The organism is Streptomyces sp. ID05-39B, assembly GCF_033794725.1.
Classification (GTDB): domain Bacteria; phylum Actinomycetota; class Actinomycetes; order Streptomycetales; family Streptomycetaceae; genus Streptomyces; species Streptomyces bobili.
In genome coordinates this window covers 1-22,442 of the sequence record NZ_JARGEF010000054.1, presented here as the reverse complement: position 1 = coordinate 22,442, position 22,442 = coordinate 1, and the positions used below count along the sequence as shown (strand labels likewise).

Genomic DNA, 22,442 nt, shown 5'->3' with positions numbered 1-22,442 from the left:
AGGCTCTCCCCGGGCCCACCGCTCACCACTTGACCAGCACACCGCGCCAGGTCCACCCCGCATCGAGGACCACCTTCACCAGGGGGTCACGCATGTCCCGTGAGTCGAAGCGAAACGTCTCGACCCTACGTCTGCGCCCGTCGGGTCCTCGCTCGTAGGTCCACTGCCGGGCGACCCTGGTCGCAGGACCCCGCCCGTACCGCTTGCCGCCGCTCTCGGGCGACCGGTCCCACCGCTCGTCGAGAGCGCGCACCTCATGGCTCTCCGGCACCAGCCGCATCCGCGTCCGGAGCCGCAGGCGCAGCTCCGGAACCTGCCACTCGGCCACCAGATCGGCTTTCTCCTCGAAAAGCGCGGCTCGCACCAGGAACGGCACACCGGACGCGCCGACCGCGAACAGCGCGTCACGAACCTCGGCGACGGACAGCGGACCGATCCCGCTGTCCGGGTACCTGGTACCGGCACGCCTGTCCCGATATCTGCTCCAGAGTCCTGCCATCACCGGCGCCTATGCGCCTTCTCCAGCGCACCGGAGAGCTTTCCACAGCGTCCGCTCACGTTCTTGACGTACGTCTCCCACGAGCCGTAGATGTCCCTCTGTGCCCCGGCGGTCAGGCAGCCGGCGTCCTCGCCGATGCCTTTCTGGCCGTCCGTCAGCTTGACCATCGCCTTGCTGATGTCTTCACGGAGCGAGGCCACGTCCCGGGCGGCCTTGGACCAAGCCGGTTGGTTCGACCACCAACGTGCCGCTGCCGCCCGGATCCAGCGGTACGTGATTCAGCCAACTCCCACTCGTCCCACGCCATGCACGTCTCCCCGTTGTCCGTCCCCGTTGTCACTGCAAACGTCGATGCCGAACTACGCATCTGCGTTGCCCGGTTGGCATGTACCGTAGCGCGTCGCTCAGGCGCGATCGGAGGGACCGTCAGGAACTGCGGGCACGCTGCGGAGACGCTGTGGCAGGCGCCGTGGGGAGACTTCCCGGGGAGATCCTGATCCGCATCCAGGAACTGCCACTGCTACTCAGGAACAGAAGACGGCGGACATGAGTACGCGCCCCGATGCTCCGGACCACAGGCCCCTGCTGCAATCAGACCCGTGACGAACCCGACCGGAGCGACCCGCCTCGACGCCCCTCACCCGACCTGGTGGAAGGCCCCGCTCATCGCTTCCCTGCTGGGTCTGCCGCTGCTCTGGCTGGAGTACGGGCTGATCCGGTCCCACGGGGCCATGGATCAGTTCGGAGGCTGGATCCATACGCCCCTGGCCCTGCTCAGCGTGGCCTGGGCCCTCCCCCACCGTCGCTACCTGCGGACGCCGCGCGTGGTGGCAGCCTGCGCCGCACTGGCGATCGCGACGTTCCCGGTGGCGTTCCTGCTCCTGGCCGCCGTGCTGCTCGCGGCCTGACGCGGCCGACGGGAAAGGGGGACGACAGGCACTGGCCAGGGCTGTCTGGCGATTCCCCGCTGCCGACGATTCCCCGCTGCCGCCCTCCGGGCGCAACGACGGGACGGGGACGACAGGGCCTGGCTCCCACCCCGGGCCGCCCGCGAGAACGCCGTCTCCAGCCCCCGCTTCACCGCCCCCGCCAACGGCCGCTCCACCAGCCGGTGCACCGCCCAGCTCAGCACCAGGAACCCGGTGATGACCGCAGCTACCAGCACGAGCGGGGGAAGCGGCTGCGCGCCGCGTATGAGAGACAAGCCAGTCATCCTCGTCGGGGGTCCGACGTATCAGGCTGCGGCCGTGATCAGCGGCTCAGAGGTCACGGACCAGAACGTTTGCCCTGGTTCATCTGTCGCACATCGAGCAGCGCACCGGGCGCGCGAAAGGGCCCGTACGACCGAAGTCGTACGGGCCCTCTCAGGTGCTCGCAGTCGGAGCTACCAGGTCGAGATCACTTGGTGATCTTGATGACCTGGCCGGCGCCCACGGTCCGGCCACCCTCACGGATGGCGAACTTCAGGCCCTCCTCCATGGCGATGGGCTGGATCAGCGCCACCGTCATCTCGGTGTTGTCGCCCGGCATGACCATCTCGGTGCCCTCGGGGAGGGTCACGACGCCGGTCACGTCCGTCGTACGGAAGTAGAACTGCGGGCGGTAGTTGTTGAAGAACGGCGTGTGACGGCCGCCCTCGTCCTTGGACAGGATGTACGCCTGCGCCTCGAACTCGGTGTGCGGGGTGACCGAACCCGGCTTGATGATGACCTGGCCGCGCTCGACGTCCTCGCGCTTGATGCCGCGAAGCAGCAGACCGACGTTCTCACCGGCCTGGCCCTCGTCGAGCAGCTTGCGGAACATCTCGATACCGGTGACCGTGGTGGTGGTCTTCTCGGTCTTGATGCCGATGATGTCGACGGTCTCGTTGACCTTCAGGACACCACGCTCGATACGGCCGGTGACGACCGTGCCGCGACCGGTGATCGTGAAGACGTCCTCGATCGGCATGAGGAACGGCTTGTCGACATCGCGCTCCGGCTGCGGGATCGACTCGTCGACGGCCTGCATGAGGTCGAGGACGCTCTGGGCCCACTCCGGGTCGCCCTCAAGCGCCTTGAGAGCGGACACCTTGACGACCGGGAGGTCGTCGCCGGGGAACTCGTACTCGGAGAGGAGCTCACGGACCTCGAGCTCGACGAGCTCCAGGATCTCCTCGTCGTCCACCATGTCGGCCTTGTTCAGGGCGACGACGATGTACGGGACACCGACCTGGCGGGCCAGGAGCACGTGCTCCTTGGTCTGCGGCATCGGGCCGTCGGTGGCGGCGACCACGAGGATGGCACCGTCCATCTGGGCCGCACCGGTGATCATGTTCTTGATGTAGTCCGCGTGACCCGGGCAGTCGACGTGCGCGTAGTGACGCGTCTCCGTCTGGTACTCGACGTGCGCGATGGAGATGGTGATACCGCGCTGGCGCTCTTCGGGAGCCTTGTCGATCTGGTCGAAGGCCGAAGCCTCGTTCAGGTCCGGGTACTTGTCGTGCAGCACCTTGGTAATGGCGGCCGTGAGGGTCGTCTTACCGTGGTCGATGTGACCGATGGTGCCGATGTTGACGTGCGGCTTAGTCCGCTCGAACTTCGCCTTCGCCACTGGGGTCCTCCTGGGAGTGGTTCTGGTACGCCTACTTCATCGGCGCCAGGTGATCTTTGCTGGAATGCCCGGGCCCAGGGGCGAACGGCCACAAATGCGGCCGTTTGCCCCCAGAGGCTCCGGAGTCAAGCCTACGGCGTGAAAACGGAGTGCGTTACTCGCCCTTGGCCTTCGCGATGATCTCCTCGGCGACGTTCCGCGGAACCTCGGCGTAGGAGTCGAACTGCATCGAGTAGCTTGCGCGACCCGAGGTCTTGCTGCGGAGGTCGCCGACGTAGCCGAACATCTCCGAAAGGGGCACGAGGCCCTTCACGACGCGAGCGCCGGCACGCTCCTCCATGGCCTGGATCTGGCCACGGCGGGAGTTGATGTCGCCGATGACCTCACCCATGTAGTCCTCGGGCGTGGTGACCTCGACGGCCATCATCGGCTCGAGCAGCACGGGGCTGGCCTTGCGCGCGGCCTCCTTGAACGCCTGCGAACCGGCGATCTTGAAGGCGAGCTCGGAGGAGTCCACCTCGTGGTAGCCACCGTCGAGCAGGATGACGCGCACGCCGGTCATCTCGTAACCGGCGAGGATGCCGAACTGCATGGCCTCCTGCGCACCGGCGTCCACCGAAGGGATGTACTCCCTCGGGATACGGCCACCGGTCACCTTGTTCACGAACTCGTACGACGCGTCGCCGTCCGTGATCGGCTCGATCGCGATCTGCACCTTGGCGAACTGGCCGGTGCCACCGGTCTGCTTCTTGTGCGTGTAGTCGAGCCGGTCGACCGTCTTGCGGATGGTCTCGCGGTACGCCACCTGCGGCTTGCCGACGTTGGCCTCGACCCGGAACTCGCGCTTCATACGGTCGACCAGCACCTCGAGGTGCAGCTCGCCCATACCGCCGAGGATGGTCTGGCCCGTCTCCTCGTCCGAGTGAACGTGGAAGGAGGGGTCCTCCTCCGCGAGACGCTGGATGGCGACACCCAGCTTCTCCTGGTCACCCTTGGACTTGGGCTCGATGGCGACCTGGATGACGGGCGCCGGGAAGTCCATGGACTCCAGGATCACCGGGTTCTTGTCATCGCAGAGCGTCTCACCGGTCGTGGTCTGCTTCAGACCCATCACGGCGACGATGTCGCCGGCGCCCACCGCATCGATCTCCTCACGCTTGTTCGCGTGCATGCGGTAGATCTTGCCGATGCGCTCCTTCTTGCCCTTGACGGAGTTCAGCACCGCAGTGCCGGTCTCCAGGCGGCCCGAGTAAACCCGGACGAAGGTGAGCTTGCCCAGGTGCGGGTCGCTCATGATCTTGAACGCCAGCGCGGACAGCGGCTCGTCGACGGACGGCTTGCGCTTGACGACGACCTCGGCGTCCCGGACGTCGTGGCCCTCGATGGCCTCGACGTCGAGCGGGGTCGGCAGGTAGCGCACGACCGCGTCGAGCAGGGGCTGGACGCCCTTGTTCTTGAACGCGGTGCCACAGAACACCGGGGTGACCGTGATGCCGTCGGACTTGCCGGACGCGATGGTGACGCGACGGATCGCGGCGTACAGCTGCTCCTCGGTGGGCTCCTGGCCCTCCAGGAACAGCTCCATGATCTCGTCGTCGTGCTCGGCGACGGTCTCGACCAGCTTGCCGCGGTACTCCTCGGCAGCCTCGGCGTGCGTGGCCGGGATGTCGACGACGTCGTACATCTCGCCCTTCGCCGCCTCGGCGGACCACACGAGCGCCTTCATGCGGACCAGGTCCACAACGCCCTTGAAGTCCATCTCGGCACCGATCGGCAGCTGCATGATGATCGGAACGGCACCGAGCCGGTCCTTGATCATGTCGACGCAGCGGTGGAACTCCGCGCCGGTCCGGTCGAGCTTGTTGACGAAGCAGATGCGCGGCACGCCGTAACGGTCGGCCTGACGCCACACCGTCTCGGACTGCGGCTCGACACCCGCGACACCGTCGAACACGGTGACAGCGCCGTCGAGGACGCGCAGCGAGCGCTCTACCTCAACGGTGAAGTCGACGTGCCCGGGGGTGTCGATGATGTTGATCGTGTAGTCGTTGTCCTCGAGCGGCCAGTGACAGGTGGTCGCAGCAGAGGTGATCGTGATGCCACGCTCCTGCTCCTGCTCCATCCAGTCCATGGTGGCAGCGCCGTCGTGGACCTCACCGATCTTGTAGCTGACGCCGGTGTAGAAGAGGATCCGCTCGGTGGTGGTCGTCTTGCCCGCGTCGATGTGGGCCATGATCCCGATGTTGCGGACCTTGGCCAGGTCAAGTGAAGTGGTAGCCATAAGGCTTTCGTCTTCTCTCGGTCTCGATGTGGGTAGCGACTACCAGCGGTAGTGCGCGAAGGCCTTGTTGGACTCGGCCATCTTGTGCGTGTCCTCGCGCTTCTTCACAGCGGCGCCGAGGCCGTTGGAAGCGTCGAGCAGCTCGTTGAGCAGACGCTCGGTCATGGTCTTCTCGCGACGGGCACGGGAGTAGCCGACGAGCCAGCGGAGCGCCAGGGTGCTCGCGCGGCCGGGCTTGACCTCGACCGGGACCTGGTAGGTCGCGCCACCGACACGGCGGGACTTGACCTCAATGGTCGGCTTGATGTTCTCGAGAGCGCGCTTGAGCGTGATGACCGGGTCGTTGCCGGTCTTCTCGCGCAGGCCCTCCATGGCGCCGTAGACGATGCGCTCAGCGGTGGAGCGCTTGCCGTTCAGCAGCACCTTGTTGATGAGCGACGTGACAAGAGGAGAACCGTAGACCGGGTCGATGATGACCGGGCGCTTCGGGGCGGGGCCCTTACGAGGCATTTTCTACTTCTCCTTCTTGGCGCCGTAGCGGCTGCGGGCCTGCTTGCGGTTCTTGACACCCTGGGTGTCGAGGGAGCCGCGAATGATCTTGTAGCGAACACCCGGCAGGTCCTTCACACGGCCACCACGCACGAGCACGATGGAGTGCTCCTGCAGGTTGTGTCCCTCACCCGGAATGTAAGCAGTGACCTCGATCCCGCTGGTCAGACGCACACGCGCGACCTTACGCAGGGCCGAGTTCGGCTTCTTCGGGGTGGTCGTGAACACGCGCGTGCAGACGCCGCGACGCTGAGGAGAACCCTCGAGTGCGGGCGTCTTGTTCTTCTCGACCTTGTCCTGCCGGCCCTTCCGGACCAGCTGCTGGATCGTAGGCACTACTTCTCCGGTTTCTGTGTGCCGAATGTGAAGCTAACCTGGAACGTCGCCGACCCACGCGGTCGGGTGTGTCGAATCCCGCGGACTTCCGCCGCGAGGCAGAAAGAGGCGCAGATTGCGGTGGCCGCTTTTCAGACCCCTGTGCGGTTGAAGGCACGCACGAGGGCCAGGGCACACCCCAGGCACAAGGTCTGAGCGTACCCAGCGCAATGACTCCGGTCAAAACAAAGGCGCCGCCGCCGACACACCGAGCTTACGTCCGCACCCCCGAGGACCCTTGTGATAGCGGGGTTCCGGCCTCCGCGGGCGGCGGAATCGCGGCCCCGGCGTGAGCCGCGTCATGTCCGCCACCGGGCCCGGCCACGCCGTTCCCCGCCTCCCCCTGCGCCGTGTCATGGCCGATGAAGTACGTCGGCCGGTTCTGCACGGCCGTATAGATGCGGCCCACGTACTCGCCGAGCAGGCCCACGCAGATCAGCTGGACCGCGCCGATGAACAGCACGCCGGTGAACAGCGACGTCCAGCCCGGGACGGTGTGCTCCAGGGCATGGGCGCTGAGCGTGTAGACCATCAGGGTCAGACAGACCAGGAAGGCGAAGCCGCCGAGCCAGGTGGCGATGCGCAGCGGGGCCGCCGAGAAACCGGTGACGCTGTCCACCGCGAGGCGGATCATCCGGCCCAGCGGGTACTTGCTGCGGCCGGCCGGGCGCGGGGCGCGCTCATAGGTGACCCGGCCGCTGGGGAAGCCGAGCCAGGGCACCAGGAGGCGGTAGACACGCTGCTGGTCCGGCAGGGCCCTGAGCGCGTCGACGGCGGCCCGGCTGAGCAGCCGGAAGTCCCCGGCCTGGGCGGGCACGGAGGGTCCGGCCAGGCGGCGCACGAGCAGGTAGTACAGGCCGGCGGTCCACCGCTTGAAGCCGGTGTCGCTGGCCCGGTCGGCCCGGATGCCGTAGACGATGTCGAGGCCCTCGGCGCGGGCCAGCTCCAGCATCTCGGGGATCTTCTCGGGCGGGTCCTGGAGGTCGGCGTCCAGGCTCACCACGTACGCGCCGTGCGCCCGGTCCAGGCCCGCGGTGAGGGCGGCCTGGTGGCCGGAGTTACGGCGCAGGCCGATCACGCGCAGCTCGGGCCAGCCGAGGCGGAACGCGGCGAGCAGCTCGGCGGTACGGTCGGTGCTGCCGTCGTCGACGGCGACGACCTCGTAGCCGACGCCCAGCCCGGCGAGGACCGGGCGCAACCTGCTGACCAGCGCGGGAAGGACCTCTTCCTCGTTGTACATGGGTACGACGACCGACAGGACGGTCACCGCAGCCGTGGTGTCCGGCGCTTCAGGCACCCGTCCTCCCCCAAGCTGTGACGCACATGTGCGACGCTGTTGCGATCTTATGACCACACTTCACAATCATCCGGACAGCGGTCGCGCGCCTGCCTCGGGCCGGTCGTCCGAGGGGGGACCCCAGTCATGAGCACGGCCCGCAGCGACGCGGCGACGGACTCCGCGATGCCCGACGAGCCCGGCGAACCGGACGGACAGCGGGAGCGGCCACGGATACCGCGGCGGCTCGCACTGCCGGATGGTCTACGACCGTACCGTGCCCCGCTGCTCCTGTACGGCGTGACGAAGCTGGTCGGGCTGACCGTCTTCGCGTTTCTGCTGGAGGCCGCCGGCGACTACCGGGAGAAGGAGCCCCGCTTCGGCGGCGGCGCCCACTGGTGGGACGTGCTCGCCACCTGGGACGGCTGGTGGTACCTCCAGGTCGCCGAGAAGGGCTACGACCCGCGGCCCCTGGAACGGCTCGACCCGGGCGGACTGTTCACGGTCAAGCAGAACTCCGTCGCCTTCTTCCCGCTCTACCCGGGGCTGATCCGGGGCGTGTCCGAAATCACCGGACTCGGTCTGTTCGGGTCCGGGATCCTCGTCTCGGTGCTCGCGTCCTTCGTCGCCGCCGCCGGGATCTACGCCGTCGTCTCCACCCTCGCCGGCGTGCGGGCCGGCACGATCGCCGCCGGTCTGTGGGCGGTCGTACCCGGCGCCGGCGTCGAGTGGGCGGTGTACTCGGAGTCCCTGTTCGTGGCCATCGCCGCCTGGTGCTGCTACAGCGTGATGAAGGGCCGCTGGCTTGCGGCCGGGCTCCTCGCCTTCGTGGCCGGGCTGAACCGGCCCACGTCCGCCGCGCTGATCGGCGCGGTCGGGCTCGCCGCGCTGGTGACCCTCGCCCGGCGCGACAGCAGACGGGAACACGGAGTGGCGGGGCCGGTGTACGCCATGGTCGCCGCGCCGCTCGGCCTGCTCACCTATGTCGCCTGGGTCGGCCTCGGCATGGGCGATCTGACGGCGTACTTCACACTCCAGCGAGAGGGCTGGGCGCACTTCTTCGACTTCGGTGCCTACAGCCTCGACGTGCTGGGCAACACGGCCGTCGGCCACCACAACTACCTGTTCGCCTTCTCCGTCCCCGACCTCATCGCCGTCCAGGTGGTGCTGGCGCTGCCGTTCCTGATCGCGCTGATGCTGCGGAAGAAGCCACCGCTGGTCCTGGTCGCCTACACCCTGGCGAGCATCGTGACCGTGCTGGGCACCCAGCAGATGTTCGGCAACACCCCGCGCTATCTGCTGCCCTGCTTCCCGCTGCTGCTGGCCCCCGCGGCGGCGATGGGCCGGCTGAAATGGCCGAGCCTGGCGGTGTTCTTCACCACGGCGGCGGTGGCCTCGGGGTGGTACGCGCACTACGTCATGTTCGAGCTGGGCATTCCGTAGCCGCCCGGGCCCGGCGGGGCCCGCTCCGCCCCGGACGGAACAGCTGGATGACTGATGTCCAAGGGCTCGTAGCCGTAGGCCGCCGGCGACTGGTGTCGCGTGCCGCTGCCATCGCTCGCCCCGCGCGTGCAAGGCGTTTCTGTTCATCCGGGCGGTCGGCGGGGATCACGCGACTCATGCTTCAGTAACTCGGAGGACATCTCGGTCGGGACCCGCTGGGGAATGGCCTTGAGTCTCCAGTGACTGGAGACAGCAGAGTGGGGGACATGGACGTTACGACCCTCTACTCGATCGGGGAGCTTTCCCGGCGGACCGGCTTGTCTGTGAGGACCATCCGGTTCTACTCCGATTCGGGGGTGGTAGCGCCGACCACCCGTAGTCCCGCCGGCTATCGGCTCTACGACCTCGACGCACTGCTTCGTCTGGAACTCCTCCGCACACTGCGCGAGCTGGGCATGGACCTGCCCACGATTCAACGGGTACTGGACCGCGAGCTCTCGGTGGCGGAAGTCGCCGCGGCGCACGCCGACGCCATGGACGTCCAGATTCGCATGCTGCAACTGCGTCGGAGCGTTCTGCGAGTCGTGGCCGGCCGCGGGTCCAGTCCCGAGGAGACCAAGCTCATGCACAGGCTCACGCAGTTGTCCGGCGAGGAACGCCGACGTTTGATCGACGATTTCATGGATGGCACCTTCGGCACAGTGGATGCCGACCCGGGCGCAGTGGCCATGGTTCGCGCTGCAACTCCCGACCTCCCCGATGATCCGACCGGCGAGCAGGTCGCCGCGTGGGTGGAACTCGCGGAGCTGGTCAGCGACGAGGATTTCCGTGCCCGGATGCGCCGGACGGCCGTACGCCACGCCGCCGGGCGCCCGCTCGACATCGAGCGCGATGCCGGCGAGGAGCTGATGGAGTTCACCCGTCAGAAGGTGGCTGAGGCCAGGAGGGCGGGCATCGACCCGCTCAGCGACAGGGGCGCACCTGTCATCGACGACCTCGTGCACCGCTTCGCCGAGGTGTTCGCACGCACCCCGGACACGGAATTCCGGGACTGGATGGCGCAGCAGTTCGAAGAGGCGCACGATCCCAGGGTGGACCGGTACTGGCAGATGGTGTGGATCGTCAACGGCTGGCAGGTAGTACCGAACCTGATCCCGATGTACCCCTGGCTCACCCAGGCCCTGCGAAATGACCGCGCCGCATAGTCACCGCAGTGGGCACCGCCCCGGATCCCTGACCTGTTCAAACCGCTGCGGCAGGTGATCGAGTCGATCAATCAGACCTTCAAGGGGCAGCTCAACCTGGAACGGCACGGCGGCAAGAGCCCGGCAGGGGTGCAGCCCGGGTCTTGTGCCGGATCCTCGCACTCACAGTGGCGATCTGGCACAACGACCAAACTGGACAGCCCGTCAAGCGATCACTCACTGCCTACGATCACTGATCGCAACGGCACCCCTTGGACTCATTCAGCTAGCCGACCGCCGCCAGGAACACGATGGCCAGGAAGAGCGCCCAGCCCGCCACCGACAGCCAGCCCAGGACGAGGCCGGCCATCGCGAAGCCCTCGCCGCCCTCCCCGGAGCGGCGGATCTCGGCTCTGGCCGTGTGCCCGAGGATCACCGCGGGGATGCCGGTGATCCCCATCGTCATCGTGGTCAGGACACCGCAGACCATGGCACCGACCGCCTTGCCGTTCGTCGGCGGCGGGGCGGCCAGGAAGGTCCGCGGAATCTGCGCCGGATAGCCGTACGGCTGCGGGACGGACGGCTGCACGGAGACGGGGCCCTGCGGCAGGTCGGCGACGATCAGCGACAGCTCCCCCACCGTGCGGGCCTCGTACGCCCGCGCCACCCGCCGCTCGAACTCCGGCTGCTGGAGACGGCCCTCGGCGAAACCCGCCCTGAGGACGTCGACGGTGCGCTCCCGGTCCGCGTGGGCGGCCAGCATCGGCGGACTGCTCTGGCCCTGCCACGGCTGCCATGGCGACGGATACGACACGGACACCTCCCCCGCTCGGCGAAACTGCCTCCCATCATTCTCCTACGCTCGGCGTCCCGCGATGGTTCCCCGCTCACCCGAGCGCATCTGGTTCCGGCACGCGGAAGCCGTGAGGGACCGCGAGCGGGCCGCGGACCCGGTGGAGGCCGCCAGGGGCCCTCTGCGGCACCCAGGGCCACCAGCACGGCGGGTACGGCCGCAGGCACGCCGAAGGGCGGCCACCCGCACGGGTGACCGCCCTTCAGTGCTTCAGACGTACGCCTTACTGGTTGTACGGACCGTAGTCGTAGTCCTCCAGCGGGACGGCCTGGCCGGAGCCGGTGCCGAACGGCGAGTAGTCGATGTCGTCGTAGCCGACGGCCGAGTACATCGCGGCCTTGGCCTCCTCGGTCGGCTCGACCCGGATGTTGCGGTAGCGGGACAGACCCGTACCGGCCGGGATGAGCTTACCGATGATGACGTTCTCCTTGAGGCCGATCAGGGAGTCGGACTTGGCGTTGATCGCCGCGTCCGTCAGCACCCTGGTCGTCTCCTGGAAGGACGCCGCCGACAGCCAGGACTCCGTGGCCAGCGAGGCCTTGGTGATACCCATGAGCTGCGGACGACCGGAGGCCGGGTGACCGCCCTCCTGCACCACACGACGGTTCTCGGTCTCGAACTTCGAGCGCTCGACCAGCTCGCCGGGCAGCAGCTCGGCGTCGCCGGACTCGATGATCGTCACGCGGCGGAGCATCTGCCGGATGATGATCTCGATGTGCTTGTCGTGGATCGACACACCCTGCGAGTTGTACACCCGCTGGACCTCGGCCACCAGGTGGACCTGGACGGCACGCTGGCCCAGGATGCGCAGCACGTCGTGCGGGTTCTGGGTACCCACGGTGAGCTGCTGGCCCACCTCGACGTGCTCGCCCTCCTCGACCTTCAGACGGGAACGCTTCGAGATCGGGAACGCCGTCTCGTCGCTGCCGTCATCCGGCGTGATGACGATCTTCTTGGTCTTCTCGGTCTCCTCGATCCGCACGCGGCCGGAGGCCTCGGAGATCGGGGCGACACCCTTCGGGGTACGGGCCTCGAAGAGCTCGACGACACGCGGCAGACCCTGGGTGATGTCGTCACCGGCCACACCACCGGTGTGGAAGGTACGCATCGTCAGCTGGGTACCGGGCTCACCGATGGACTGGGCGGCGATGATGCCGACCGCCTCACCGATGTCGACCAGCTTGCCGGTGGCCAGCGAACGGCCGTAGCACATGGCGCAGGTGCCGACGGCGGACTCGCAGGTCAGGACCGAGCGGGTCTTGACCTCCTCGACGCCGGCCTTGACCAGCTGGTCGATGAGGACGTCACCGAGGTCGACGCCCGCCGGGGCGAGCACCTTGCCGTCGACGACGATGTCCTCGGCGAGGCAGCGCGCGTACACGCTGGTCTCGGCGTTGTCCGCCTTGCGCAGCACACCGGCCTCGTCGCGCTCGGCGATGGCCAGCTTGAGACCGCGCTCGGTGCCGCAGTCCTCCTCGCGGATGATGACGTCCTGCGAGACGTCCACCAGACGACGGGTGAGGTAACCCGAGTCGGCGGTACGCAGGGCGGTGTCCGCCAGACCCTTACGGGCACCGTGGGTGGAGATGAAGTACTCCAGCACGGACAGGCCCTCACGGAACGAGGCCTTGATCGGACGCGGGATGGTCTCGTTCTTGGCGTTCGACACCAGACCACGCATACCGGCGATCTGACGCATCTGCATCATGTTTCCGCGGGCACCCGAGTTGACCATCATCGAGACCGGGTTGGTCTTCGGGAAGTTCGCGTTCATCGCCTCGGCAACCTCGTTGGTCGCCTTGGTCCAGATCGCGATGAGCTCCTGCGTGCGCTCTTCCTTGGTGATCAGACCGCGCTCGTACTGCTTCTGGACCTTCTCGTCCAGCGCCTCGTAGCCCTTGACGATCGCACGCTTCGCGTCGGGAACGACGATGTCGGAGATGGCCACGGTGACGCCGGAACGGGTCGCCCAGAAGAAGCCGGACGCCTTCAGGTTGTCGAGCGTCGCCGCCACGATGACCTTGGGGTAGCGCTCGGCGAGGTCGTTGACGATCTCCGAGAGCTGCTTCTTGCCGACCTCGTAGTCGACGAACGGGTAGTCCTCGGGCAGCAGCTCGTTGAAGAGCGCGCGGCCCAGGGTCGTCCGCAGACGGAACGAGTCACCCTGCTGCCACTCCGGCTCGCCCTCCTCCTGCGCCGGCGGGGTCCAGCCGCGCGGCGGGATGGTGCCCACCGGGAAGCGGATGTCCACGCGCGACTGCAGCGAGAGCTCGCCGGCGTCGAACGCCATGATCGCCTCGGCGACGGACGAGAAGGAACGCTCCTCGCCCTTCACGTCGCGCAGCGCACCGTCGGTGGTGAGGAAGAACAGACCGAGGACCATGTCCTGGGTCGGCATCGTCACCGGACGGCCGTCGGCGGGCTTGAGGATGTTGTTCGAGGACAGCATCAGGATGCGGGCCTCGGCCTGCGCCTCCGCGGACAGCGGAAGGTGCACGGCCATCTGGTCACCGTCGAAGTCCGCGTTGAACGCGGTGCAGACGAGCGGGTGGATCTGGATGGCCTTGCCCTCGACCAGCTGCGGCTCGAAGGCCTGGATGCCGAGGCGGTGCAGGGTGGGCGCACGGTTCAGCAGAACCGGGTGCTCGGCGATGACCTCTTCGAGGACGTCGTACACGACCGTGCGGCCGCGCTCGACCATGCGCTTCGCGCTCTTGATGTTCTGCGCGTGGTTGAGGTCGACCAGGCGCTTCATCACGAACGGCTTGAAGAGCTCCAGCGCCATCGCCTTCGGCAGACCGCACTGGTGCAGCTTCAGCTGCGGACCGACGACGATCACGGAACGCGCGGAGTAGTCCACACGCTTGCCGAGCAGGTTCTGACGGAAACGACCCTGCTTGCCCTTGAGCATGTCGCTCAGGGACTTCAGCGGACGGTTGCCGGGACCGGTGACCGGGCGACCACGACGACCGTTGTCGAAGAGGGCGTCCACGGCCTCCTGGAGCATGCGCTTCTCGTTGTTCACGATGATCTCGGGCGCACCGAGGTCGAGAAGGCGCTTCAGGCGGTTGTTGCGGTTGATCACACGGCGGTACAGGTCGTTCAGGTCGGAGGTCGCGAAGCGGCCACCGTCCAGCTGCACCATCGGACGCAGGTCCGGCGGGATGACGGGCACGCAGTCCAGCACCATGCCCTTGGGGCTGTTGCTGGTCTGCAGGAACGCGGAGACGACCTTGAGGCGCTTGAGCGCACGGGTCTTCTTCTGGCCCTTGCCGGTACGGATGATCTCGCGGAGCTTCTCGGCCTCTTCGTCGAGGTCGAAGGACTCCAGGCGCTTCTGCAGCGCCGCGGCACCCATCGAACCGTCGAAGTACGTGCCGAAGCGGTCGCGCAGCTCGCGGTAGAGCAGCTCGTCGCCCTCGAGGTCCTGGACCTTGAGGTTCTTGAACCGGGTCCACACCTCGTCGAGACGGTCGATCTCGCGCTGCGCACGGTCGCGCAGCTGCTTCATCTCCCGCTCGGCGCCTTCGCGCACCTTGCGGCGTACGTCGGCCTTGGCGCCCTCGGCCTCGAGCTCGGCCAGGTCGGTCTCGAGCTTCTTGGCGCGGGCCTCCAGGTCGGAGTCCCGGCGGTTCTCGACCTGCTGCCGCTCGACGGAGACATGCGCCTCCAGCGAGGGCAGGTCACGCGTGCGGCGCTCGTCGTCGACGTACGTGATCATGTACGCCGCGAAGTAGATGACCTTCTCCAGGTCCTTCGGGGCGAGGTCGAGCAGGTAGCCAAGGCGTGACGGAACACCCTTGAAGTACCAGATGTGCGTGACGGGAGCGGCAAGCTCGATGTGGCCCATCCGCTCACGGCGCACCTTGGCGCGCGTGACCTCGACGCCACAGCGCTCGCAGATGATGCCCTTGAAGCGCACGCGCTTGTACTTGCCGCAGTAGCACTCCCAGTCCCGGGTCGGACCGAAGATCTTCTCGCAGAAGAGTCCGTCCTTCTCGGGCTTGAGGGTGCGGTAGTTGATGGTCTCTGGCTTCTTGACCTCGCCGTGGCTCCACTGACGGATGTCGTCAGCGGTGGCCAGACCGATCCGGAGCTCATCGAAGAAGTTGACGTCGAGCACTATGCGTCAATCCCTCTCAGGGTTGTAAGTCTGTGGTCTGAAACGGGGGTCGCGGGGTCGGCGGGGCCTCTGGTGGAGAGGCCCCGCCGGACTCCCGTCAGACCTCTTCGACGCTGCTCGGCTCGCGCCGGGACAGGTCGATGCCGAGCTCTTCCGCCGCGCGGAAGACGTCCTCGTCGGTGTCGCGCATCTCGATGGACATGCCGTCCGAGGACAGCACCTCCACGTTGAGGCACAGGGACTGCATCTCCTTGATGAGCACCTTGAAGGACTCGGGGATGCCGGGCTCGGGGATGTTCTCGCCCTTGACGATGGCCTCGTAGACCTTCACGCGGCCGGTCACGTCGTCGGACTTGATGGTCAGCAGCTCCTGGAGGGCGTACGCGGCGCCATAAGCCTCCAGCGCCCACACCTCCATCTCACCGAAGCGCTGGCCACCGAACTGGGCCTTACCACCCAGCGGCTGCTGGGTGATCATCGAGTACGGACCGGTCGAACGGGCGTGCAGCTTGTCGTCGACCAGGTGGTGGAGCTTCAGGATGTACATGTAGCCGACCGAGATCGGCTCCGGGAACGGCTCACCCGAGCGGCCGTCGAACAGCGGGGCCTTGCCGGACGGGAGCACCATGCGCTCGCCGTCGCGGTTCGGGATGGTGTGCTGCAGCAGACCGGTCAGCTCGTCCTCGCGGGCACCGTCGAACACCGGGGTGGCGACGTTGGTACCGGGGGCGACGCTGTCGGCACCGATCGACTGGAGCCGCTGGGCCCAGTCCTGCGCGAGACCGGAGACGTCCCAGCCGCGGCTGGCGAGCCAGCCGAGGTGGATCTCCAGAACCTGTCCCGGGTTCATTCGGGACGGCACACCGAGCGGGTTGAGGATGATGTCGACCGGGGTGCCGTCCTCCAGGAACGGCATGTCCTCGATCGGCAGGATCTTCGAGATGACACCCTTGTTGCCGTGGCGGCCGGCGAGCTTGTCACCGTCCGTGATCTTGCGCTTCTGCGCCACGTAGACACGAACCAGCTGGTTCACGCCCGGCGGCAGCTCGTCGCCCTCTTCACGGTCGAAGACGCGGACGCCGATGACCTTGCCGATCTCACCGTGCGGCACCTTCAGCGAGGTGTCGCGCACTTCGCGCGCCTTCTCACCGAAGATCGCGCGGAGCAGGCGCTCCTCCGGCGTCAGCTCGGTCTCGCCCTTGGGCGTGACCTTGCCGACGAGGATGTCGCCGGCGACGACCTCGGCACCGATACGGATGATGCCGCGCTCGTCGAGGTCGGCGAGGACCTCCTCGGAGACGTTCGGGATGTCCCGGGTGATCTCCTCCGGGCCGAGCTTGGTGTCACGGGCGTCGACCTCGTGCTCCTCGATGTGGATCGAGGAGAGGACGTCGTCCTGCACGAGGCGCTGCGACAGGATGATCGCGTCCTCGTAGTTGTGACCCTCCCACGGCATGAACGCGACCAGCAGGTTCTTGCCGAGCGCCATCTCGCCGTTCTCGGTGGCCGGGCCGTCGGCGAGGACCTGACCGGTGATGATCCGGTCGCCCTCGTTGACGATGACCTTCTGGTTGACCGAGGTTCCCTGGTTGGACCGGGAGAACTTGGCCAGGCGGTACGTGATGTACGTGCCGTCGTCGTTGGCCGTGGTGATGTAGTCCGCGGAGACCTCCTGGACCACACCGTCCTTCTCGGCCCTGACCACGTCGCCGGCGTCGACGGCGGAGCGGTACTCCATGCCGGTGCCGACCAGCGGCGCCTCGCTCTTGATGAGCGGGACGGCCTGACGCATCATGTTCGCGCCCATGAGGGCACGGTTGGCGTCGTCGTGCTCGAGGAACGGGATCATGGCGGTCGCGACCGACACCATCTGGCGCGGGGAGACGTCCATGTAGTCGACGTCGTCACCGGGGACGTAGTCGACCTCTCCGCCACGACGGCGGACCAGGACGCGGGCCTCCTCGAACTGGAACTCGTCATTGAGCGGCGCGTTGGCCTGCGCGATGACGAACCGGTCCTCTTCGTCGGCCGTGAGGTAGTCGACCTCGTCGGTGACGACACCGCCGGTGACCTTGCGGTACGGGGTCTCGATGAAACCGAACGGGTTGATCCGGCCGTACGAGGCGAGCGAACCGATCAGGCCGATGTTCGGGCCTTCCGGCGTCTCGATCGGACACATGCGGCCGTAGTGCGACGGGTGAACGTCGCGGACCTCGAAGCCGGCCCGCTCACGGGACAGACCACCCGGGCCGAGCGCGTTGAGACGACGCTTGTGCGTCAGACCCGACAGCGGGTTGTTCTGGTCCATGAACTGGGACAGCTGGCTGGTGCCGAAGAACTCCTTGATGGAGGCGACGACCGGCCGGATGTTGATCAGGGTCTGCGGCGTGATCGCCTCGACGTCCTGAGTGGTCATGCGCTCACGCACGACCCGCTCCATACGGGCGAGACCCGTACGGACCTGGTTCTGGATCAGCTCGCCGACGCTGCGGATACGACGGTTGCCGAAGTGGTCGATGTCGTCGGTCTCGACCATGATCGAGCGGCCCGACTCACCGAGTGTCTCGGTCTCACCGGCGTGCAGCTTCACCAGGTACTTGATCGTGGCGATGATGTCGTCGGTGGTGAGCACACCGGCGTCCAGCGGCTCTTCCGCGCCGAGCTTCTTGTTCACCTTGTAGCGGCCGACCTTCGCGAGGTCGTAGCGCTTGGGGTTGAAGTAGAGGTTCTCGAGCAGCGTCTGAGCGGCTTCGCGGGTCGGCGGCTCGCCCGGGCGCAGCTTGCGGTAGATGTCGAGCAGCGCGTCGTCCTGGCCCTGGGTGTGGTCCTTCTCCAGGGTGGCGCGCATCGACTCGTACTCACCGAACTCCTCGAGGATCTGCTCGGTGGTCCAGCCGAGAGCCTTGAGGAGGACGGTGACGGACTGCTTGCGCTTGCGGTCGATGCGGACACCGACCATGTCGCGCTTGTCGATCTCCATCTCCAGCCAGGCACCCCGGGACGGGATGATCTTGGCGGAGAAGATGTCCTTGTCGGACGTCTTGTCGATGGAGGAGTCGAAGTAGACGCCGGGCGAGCGGACCAGCTGCGACACGACGACACGCTCGGTGCCGTTGATGACGAAGGTGCCCTTGTTGGTCATGAGCGGGAAGTCGCCCATGAAGACCGTCTGGGACTTGATCTCGCCGGTCTCGTTGTTCGTGAACTCGGCCGTCACGAAGAGCGGGGCCGCGTACGTGAAGTCGCGGTCCTTGCACTCGTCGATGCTGTTCTTCGGCGGCTCGAAACGGTGGTCGCGGAAGGTCAGCGACATCGACCCGGAGAAGTCCTCGATCGGGGAGATCTCCTCGAAGATCTCCTCGAGGCCGGACTTGGTGGGGACGTCCTGACCGTTCTCGAGAGCCTCCTCGACGCGAGCCTTCCACGCTTCGTTGCCGAGCAGCCAGTCGAAGCTCTCGGTTTGCAGGGCGAGAAGGTTCGGAACCTCGAGGGGCTCCTTGATCTTTGCAAAGGAGATGCGCAGCGGGGCAGTGCTGGCAGCATTGTTCGTATTCGCGGTCGAGGCATTGCGCGAGGCGGCCAAGAGGGGGTCCTTCCGAGGGCTCGGACTCACTACGCGCGTACCGGCCCCTCCCCCACACAACGAGACAGACTCCCCTGAATCGGCCGACAGGCCAGGTCAGAGATGGTCAGTCATCGAAGTTAGGGCGAGGGCATGCCCCTGGTGACGGGCAGGGGACAGCTAACAGGCAGCGCAAAGGGTCAGTGTAGCCACTTGGCACACTGATGTCCAATGCGGGTTTTTCGAGACCCTCGTAGCTCTCAACGTCCTCGGTCCGGTTGCCCTCAACGCACGTCGTACTCGACGCACGGTGATACTGCCCTCTTCGCCGTCGATCCATGCCTCGGATACGGATCCTTGTGACGACGCGTCCTGAGAATTGCGCGCTGCGTGCGGTTCGTCAAGGCCCCCATGCCCGAACACCGGCCGTCCGGAGACACGACGAAGATCACCATACCCCTCGCCAACTCAGGAGCGGGGTAACCGTGGCCGGGCCCTCAGCAACGCCGAAGAGCGACCACCCGGATGGATGATCGCTCTTCGGTGCGTCAGCGTTACAGGCCCCGAGGGGACAGTTTCGGCCTTCGCTGCGGTCGTCGCCGACCGCGGGGTGTTACTTGACCTCGACCGAGGCGCCGGCGGCCTTGAGGGACTCGGCGGCCTTCTCGGCGGCGTCCTTGGCGACCTTCTCGAGGACCGGCTTCGGAGCGCCGTCCACGAGGTCCTTGGCCTCCTTGAGGCCCAGGGAGGTCAGCTCACGCACGACCTTGATGACCTGGATCTTCTTCTCGCCGGCACCGGTGAGGACGACGTCGAACTCGTCCTGCTCCTCGACGGCCTCGACGGCGGCCGGACCGGCCGGACCCGCAACGGCGACCGCGGCGGCGGCGGTGACGTCGAACTTGTCCTCGAACGCCTTCACGAACTCGGAGAGCTCGATGAGGGTCATCTCTTCGAACTGCGCGAGCAGGTCTTCCTGGCTGAGCTTCGCCATGGTGGGCGATCCTTCCACTAATTCGGCTGGTGCCGATGTACTTGTTCGGCGGGCGTACGTTCGGCCCGCTAAGACCGCTGCCTCAGGCGGCGGTCACTGCGCGAGCCGAGTTACTCGGCACCGCCCTGCTCCGCCTGCTTGGCACGAAGAGCGTCCACGGTGCGGACGAGCTTCGAGGGAAGCGCCTGGAAGAGCTGAGCAGCCTGGGACTGCTTGCCCTTGAAGGCACCCGCCAGCTTGGAGAGCAGAACCTCGCGGGACTCGAGGTCCGCAAGCTTCTTGATCTCGTCGGCGGACAGCGCCTTGCCGTCAAGGACACCGCCCTTGATGACGAGGTTGGGGTTGTCCTTGGCGAAGTCACGAAGACCCTTCGCCGACTCCACCGGGTCACCGGTGACGAAGGCAACTGCCGTCGGACCGTTGAACAGGTCGTCGAGCGTCGAGATCCCGGCCTCGTTGGCCGCAATCTTGGTCAGCGTGTTCTTCACCACGGCGTACTGGGCGTTCTCACCGAGCGAACGACGCAGCGTCTTGAGCTGCGCCACGGTGAGACCCCGGTACTCGGTCAGCACGGCGGCGTTCGAGCTGCGGAACTGCTCCGCGAGCTCGGCTACCGCGGCAGCCTTGTCGGGCCTTGCCATGAGCGTCGGCCTCCTTCCGGGTGTTGACGACCGCTCGGAAGGGGCTGGGAAAAACGAAACGCCCCGGCGCAGGCGCACGGGGCGAGGGCTCGACCGAACGAGATCCATGGGACGGATCACGGTCCGGGAGCACTTCCACAGTCACCTGCGCGGGTCGTCCGCATATCAGCGGATCCTTCGGCCACCGCGCCCTCTCACGAGCACACGGCAACGACCAGCGGTCTTTGGCTTCTGTAGGAGCGTACGTGAACGGGTCGCCGTCAAGCAAATCCGCCCGTAAGGGGGGTCCGAAACCGGCTCAGCGTCCGGCCTTCTTCATCTCCTCGGCCAGGTCGAAGGTGTCCGAGGCCGGCGGGGCCTGCACGGTGACCGGCTTGTCGAAGTCGAGGAAGGTGACGGTGAGGTCGAGCGGGCCCTTGCGCCCGAAGCCCTGGAACCGCTGCTGCTTGGTGCGGCCGGACTCGTCGATCCAGACGTCCATCTCCAGCTCGTCGACGCCGAGCTTCTCGTACTGCGCGAGGGCCTGCTCGCGGACCTGGCGGACGCTCTTTGCCTCGTCCTTGTACGACGCCCGGATCTCGTCGATGGTGGCCGTGCCCTCGTAGTGCGTGGTGGTGACGCCGTCGACGGTCTCGGTGCCGGCCTTCCTCAGGTCCTCGGCCGCGGTGAGGAAGGTGCTCTCGTGGGCCGGGTTGCGGCGGACCTTGTCGGCCAGGGGGGCGGTGTCGACCTTGACGCCGCTCGGGGTGCCGGAGCGGCCCGGCGCACCGAACTTCATCCAGTGCTTGCCGTCCTCGGTGGGCTCGTCGCTGCCGACGTACACCACTCCGCCGACCAGGCGGACCTCGCCCTCGCCCTTGTCGGGGCCGCCGAGGATCGTCGTCCTCAGGCTCATGGCCGGCGGTTCCACGGCCATCGCGGCCTCGGCCCTGAGCGGGCCCTCCTCCGGCATGCGGCCGGTCATCCGGTAGCGCAGGGAGCCGACCCGCTCCGTCTTCTCGGCGGCTTGCGTGACGGCCGTGGCCGCCGCCTTCGCGTCGCCGCCGCCCGCCGCATCCTCCGAAGCCGCCGCACAGCCCGTGACGAGCAGAGCGGACAGCCCGAGGACACCCACGGAAAACCTCATGCACATTCCCCCACGCAGCACACAGTGAACACCTGATCGATTCACAGGAATGGTGTGAAGGTATCCCACAGGTACGGGTGGGGTCTCGTGAATTCCCCGCGGCCCAGGGGTCAGGACGTGGGACCGGCTCCTTGCTGCTGGAGCAGCTCCGAGAAGTCCGCGGTGTCGGCCGCCGGGGGCACCTCGGTGTCGACCGGGGTGCCGTAGTCGCTGTAGTAGGCGGTCTGGCTGTAGGCGCCGTTCGCTGCCTGGCCCTGCTCGACCTTCTTGACCAGCAGGTTCTCGTCGTCGACCCAGATGTCGACGGTCTCGGTGGTGACACCGGCCTGCTCCAGCTGCTTCTTCAGGTCGGCGAGCTGGCTGTCGCTGAGGCTGGAGTTGCGGGTGGCGAGGTCGGCGACCTCGACGGTGCCCGAGTAGTGCGTGGTGTGCGCGCCGCGCACGGTCTCCTCGCCGACCCTGCGCACGTCCCCGGAGGCCAGCAGGAGCTTCACCGACTGGTTCGGGGTGGAGTTCTCCATCTGGTCCTTGAGATAGGCCCCGGAGCCTCCGCCGAGCGTCTCCAGCGCCTCGTACGGGTACTTGATCCAGTGCTTGCCGCCGGCCTGCTCGGCGAAGACGTCGCCCATGCGCGCGTAGTACGCGTCGGGCAGATAGCGGGCCTCCATCGAGGTGGCGCCCAGCTGCCGCATGGTGTCGGCCATCGTGCCACCGGTGTAGGTGATGGTGAGGGTGCCGGTGAGGCCTTGGCCCCAGCCGAGGGAGCCGTCGGCCGTCATCGCCATCAGCGAGCCCATGGTGGTGGTCGACTCGACCTTGGCGGAGTCGGCGCCGTCGGTGGACTTCTCGGCGGTGCGCAGGGCGGCTATCGGACTGATGTGCGTGCCGCCGCCCTGGGAGGAAGAGGAGGAGGAAGAGGACTCCCCGTCTCCCCCGGATCCCCC

The 22,442-nt window shown here is 67.2% G+C and carries 17 protein-coding genes and 1 pseudogene; 4 read left to right on the top strand and 14 right to left on the bottom strand.

The features are described from left to right. Nucleotides 1–22: 22 nt before the first annotated feature. Together P1P75_RS14790 and P1P75_RS14785 are read right to left on the bottom strand one after the other, a co-directional pair. The gene (locus tag P1P75_RS14790; RefSeq protein WP_319255379.1) at nt 23–499 is read right to left on the bottom strand and encodes a hypothetical protein; all 477 of its coding nucleotides are present in this window, start codon (nt 497–499) and stop codon (nt 23–25) included. After that, entirely contained in the window at nt 499–699 is a 201-nt protein-coding gene (locus P1P75_RS14785; RefSeq protein WP_319255377.1) for a hypothetical protein, read from the bottom strand. The genes P1P75_RS14790 and P1P75_RS14785 overlap by 1 nt, the downstream gene beginning before the upstream one ends. A 399-nt stretch (nt 700–1,098) precedes the next feature. Between P1P75_RS14785 and P1P75_RS14780 the strand changes: the two genes are divergently transcribed. After that, the gene (locus tag P1P75_RS14780; RefSeq protein ID WP_319255375.1) at nt 1,099–1,407 is read left to right on the top strand and encodes a hypothetical protein; all 309 of its coding nucleotides are present in this window, start codon (nt 1,099–1,101) and stop codon (nt 1,405–1,407) included. A 490-nt stretch (nt 1,408–1,897) separates the two neighbouring features. On the opposite strand, the gene tuf is transcribed toward P1P75_RS14780, so the two are convergent. From tuf to P1P75_RS14755, 5 genes are all read right to left on the bottom strand, one after another. After that, on the bottom strand, nt 1,898–3,091 hold the full coding sequence (gene tuf, locus P1P75_RS14775) for an elongation factor Tu (protein WP_319255373.1): 1,194 nt from the start codon (nt 3,089–3,091) through the stop codon (nt 1,898–1,900). A gap of 154 nt (nt 3,092–3,245) precedes the next feature. Then, nucleotides 3,246–5,372: an elongation factor G gene (gene fusA, locus P1P75_RS14770; protein WP_086767452.1), complete on the bottom strand. Its 2,127-nt coding sequence runs from the start codon at nt 5,370–5,372 to the stop codon at nt 3,246–3,248. Between the two features lie 39 nt (nt 5,373–5,411). Further along, nucleotides 5,412–5,882, bottom strand: a complete 471-nt coding sequence (gene rpsG / locus P1P75_RS14765) for a 30S ribosomal protein S7 (protein ID WP_030788318.1) — start codon at nt 5,880–5,882, stop codon at nt 5,412–5,414. Between the two features lie 3 nt (nt 5,883–5,885). Then, the gene (rpsL, locus tag P1P75_RS14760) at nt 5,886–6,257 is read right to left on the bottom strand and encodes a 30S ribosomal protein S12 (protein ID WP_003948652.1); all 372 of its coding nucleotides are present in this window, start codon (nt 6,255–6,257) and stop codon (nt 5,886–5,888) included. Between the two features lie 253 nt (nt 6,258–6,510). After that, nucleotides 6,511–7,593: a glycosyltransferase family 2 protein gene (locus P1P75_RS14755; protein WP_319255371.1), complete on the bottom strand. Its 1,083-nt coding sequence runs from the start codon at nt 7,591–7,593 to the stop codon at nt 6,511–6,513. Nucleotides 7,594–7,719: 126 nt separating this feature from the next. Here P1P75_RS14755 and P1P75_RS14750 point away from each other — a divergent pair, with 126 nt between their 5' ends. The 3 genes and pseudogenes from P1P75_RS14750 to P1P75_RS14740 form a co-directional block, all read left to right on the top strand. After that, nucleotides 7,720–9,015, top strand: coding sequence for a glycosyltransferase family 39 protein (locus P1P75_RS14750; protein ID WP_319255369.1), 1,296 nt, complete (start codon nt 7,720–7,722; stop codon nt 9,013–9,015). A 266-nt stretch (nt 9,016–9,281) separates the two neighbouring features. Then, a complete protein-coding gene (locus P1P75_RS14745) occupies nt 9,282–10,220 on the top strand; it encodes a MerR family transcriptional regulator (protein ID WP_319255367.1) in 939 nt (312 codons plus the stop codon). A gap of 33 nt (nt 10,221–10,253) precedes the next feature. Beyond that, nucleotides 10,254–10,456: pseudogene (locus P1P75_RS14740) on the top strand (IS982 family transposase); the annotation flags it as partial. Between the two features lie 29 nt (nt 10,457–10,485). Here the strand turns inward: P1P75_RS14740 and P1P75_RS14735 are convergent. From P1P75_RS14735 to P1P75_RS14705, 7 genes are all read right to left on the bottom strand, one after another. Next, entirely contained in the window at nt 10,486–10,962 is a 477-nt protein-coding gene (locus tag P1P75_RS14735) for a DUF1707 and DUF4190 domain-containing protein (RefSeq protein WP_319255390.1), read from the bottom strand. A 313-nt stretch (nt 10,963–11,275) separates the two neighbouring features. Beyond that, nucleotides 11,276–15,175: a DNA-directed RNA polymerase subunit beta' gene (locus P1P75_RS14730; RefSeq protein WP_319255366.1), complete on the bottom strand. Its 3,900-nt coding sequence runs from the start codon at nt 15,173–15,175 to the stop codon at nt 11,276–11,278. Nucleotides 15,176–15,272: 97 nt separating this feature from the next. Next, nucleotides 15,273–18,758 carry a DNA-directed RNA polymerase subunit beta gene (gene rpoB / locus P1P75_RS14725; protein WP_266461066.1) on the bottom strand — a complete coding sequence of 1,162 codons (3,486 nt, stop codon included), beginning with the start codon at nt 18,756–18,758 and terminating at the stop codon, nt 15,273–15,275. Nucleotides 18,759–19,350: 592 nt separating this feature from the next. Continuing rightward, nucleotides 19,351–19,731 carry a 50S ribosomal protein L7/L12 gene (rplL, locus tag P1P75_RS14720; RefSeq protein WP_319255363.1) on the bottom strand — a complete coding sequence of 127 codons (381 nt, stop codon included), beginning with the start codon at nt 19,729–19,731 and terminating at the stop codon, nt 19,351–19,353. Between the two features lie 110 nt (nt 19,732–19,841). Beyond that, nucleotides 19,842–20,372, bottom strand: coding sequence for a 50S ribosomal protein L10 (gene rplJ / locus P1P75_RS14715; protein ID WP_073491907.1), 531 nt, complete (start codon nt 20,370–20,372; stop codon nt 19,842–19,844). Between the two features lie 298 nt (nt 20,373–20,670). Then, nucleotides 20,671–21,498: a hypothetical protein gene (locus P1P75_RS14710; RefSeq protein WP_319255361.1), complete on the bottom strand. Its 828-nt coding sequence runs from the start codon at nt 21,496–21,498 to the stop codon at nt 20,671–20,673. 110 nt (nt 21,499–21,608) lie between these two features. Beyond that, a partial coding sequence (locus P1P75_RS14705) for a hypothetical protein (RefSeq protein WP_319255359.1) occupies nt 21,609–22,442 on the bottom strand: 834 nt, incomplete at its 5' end.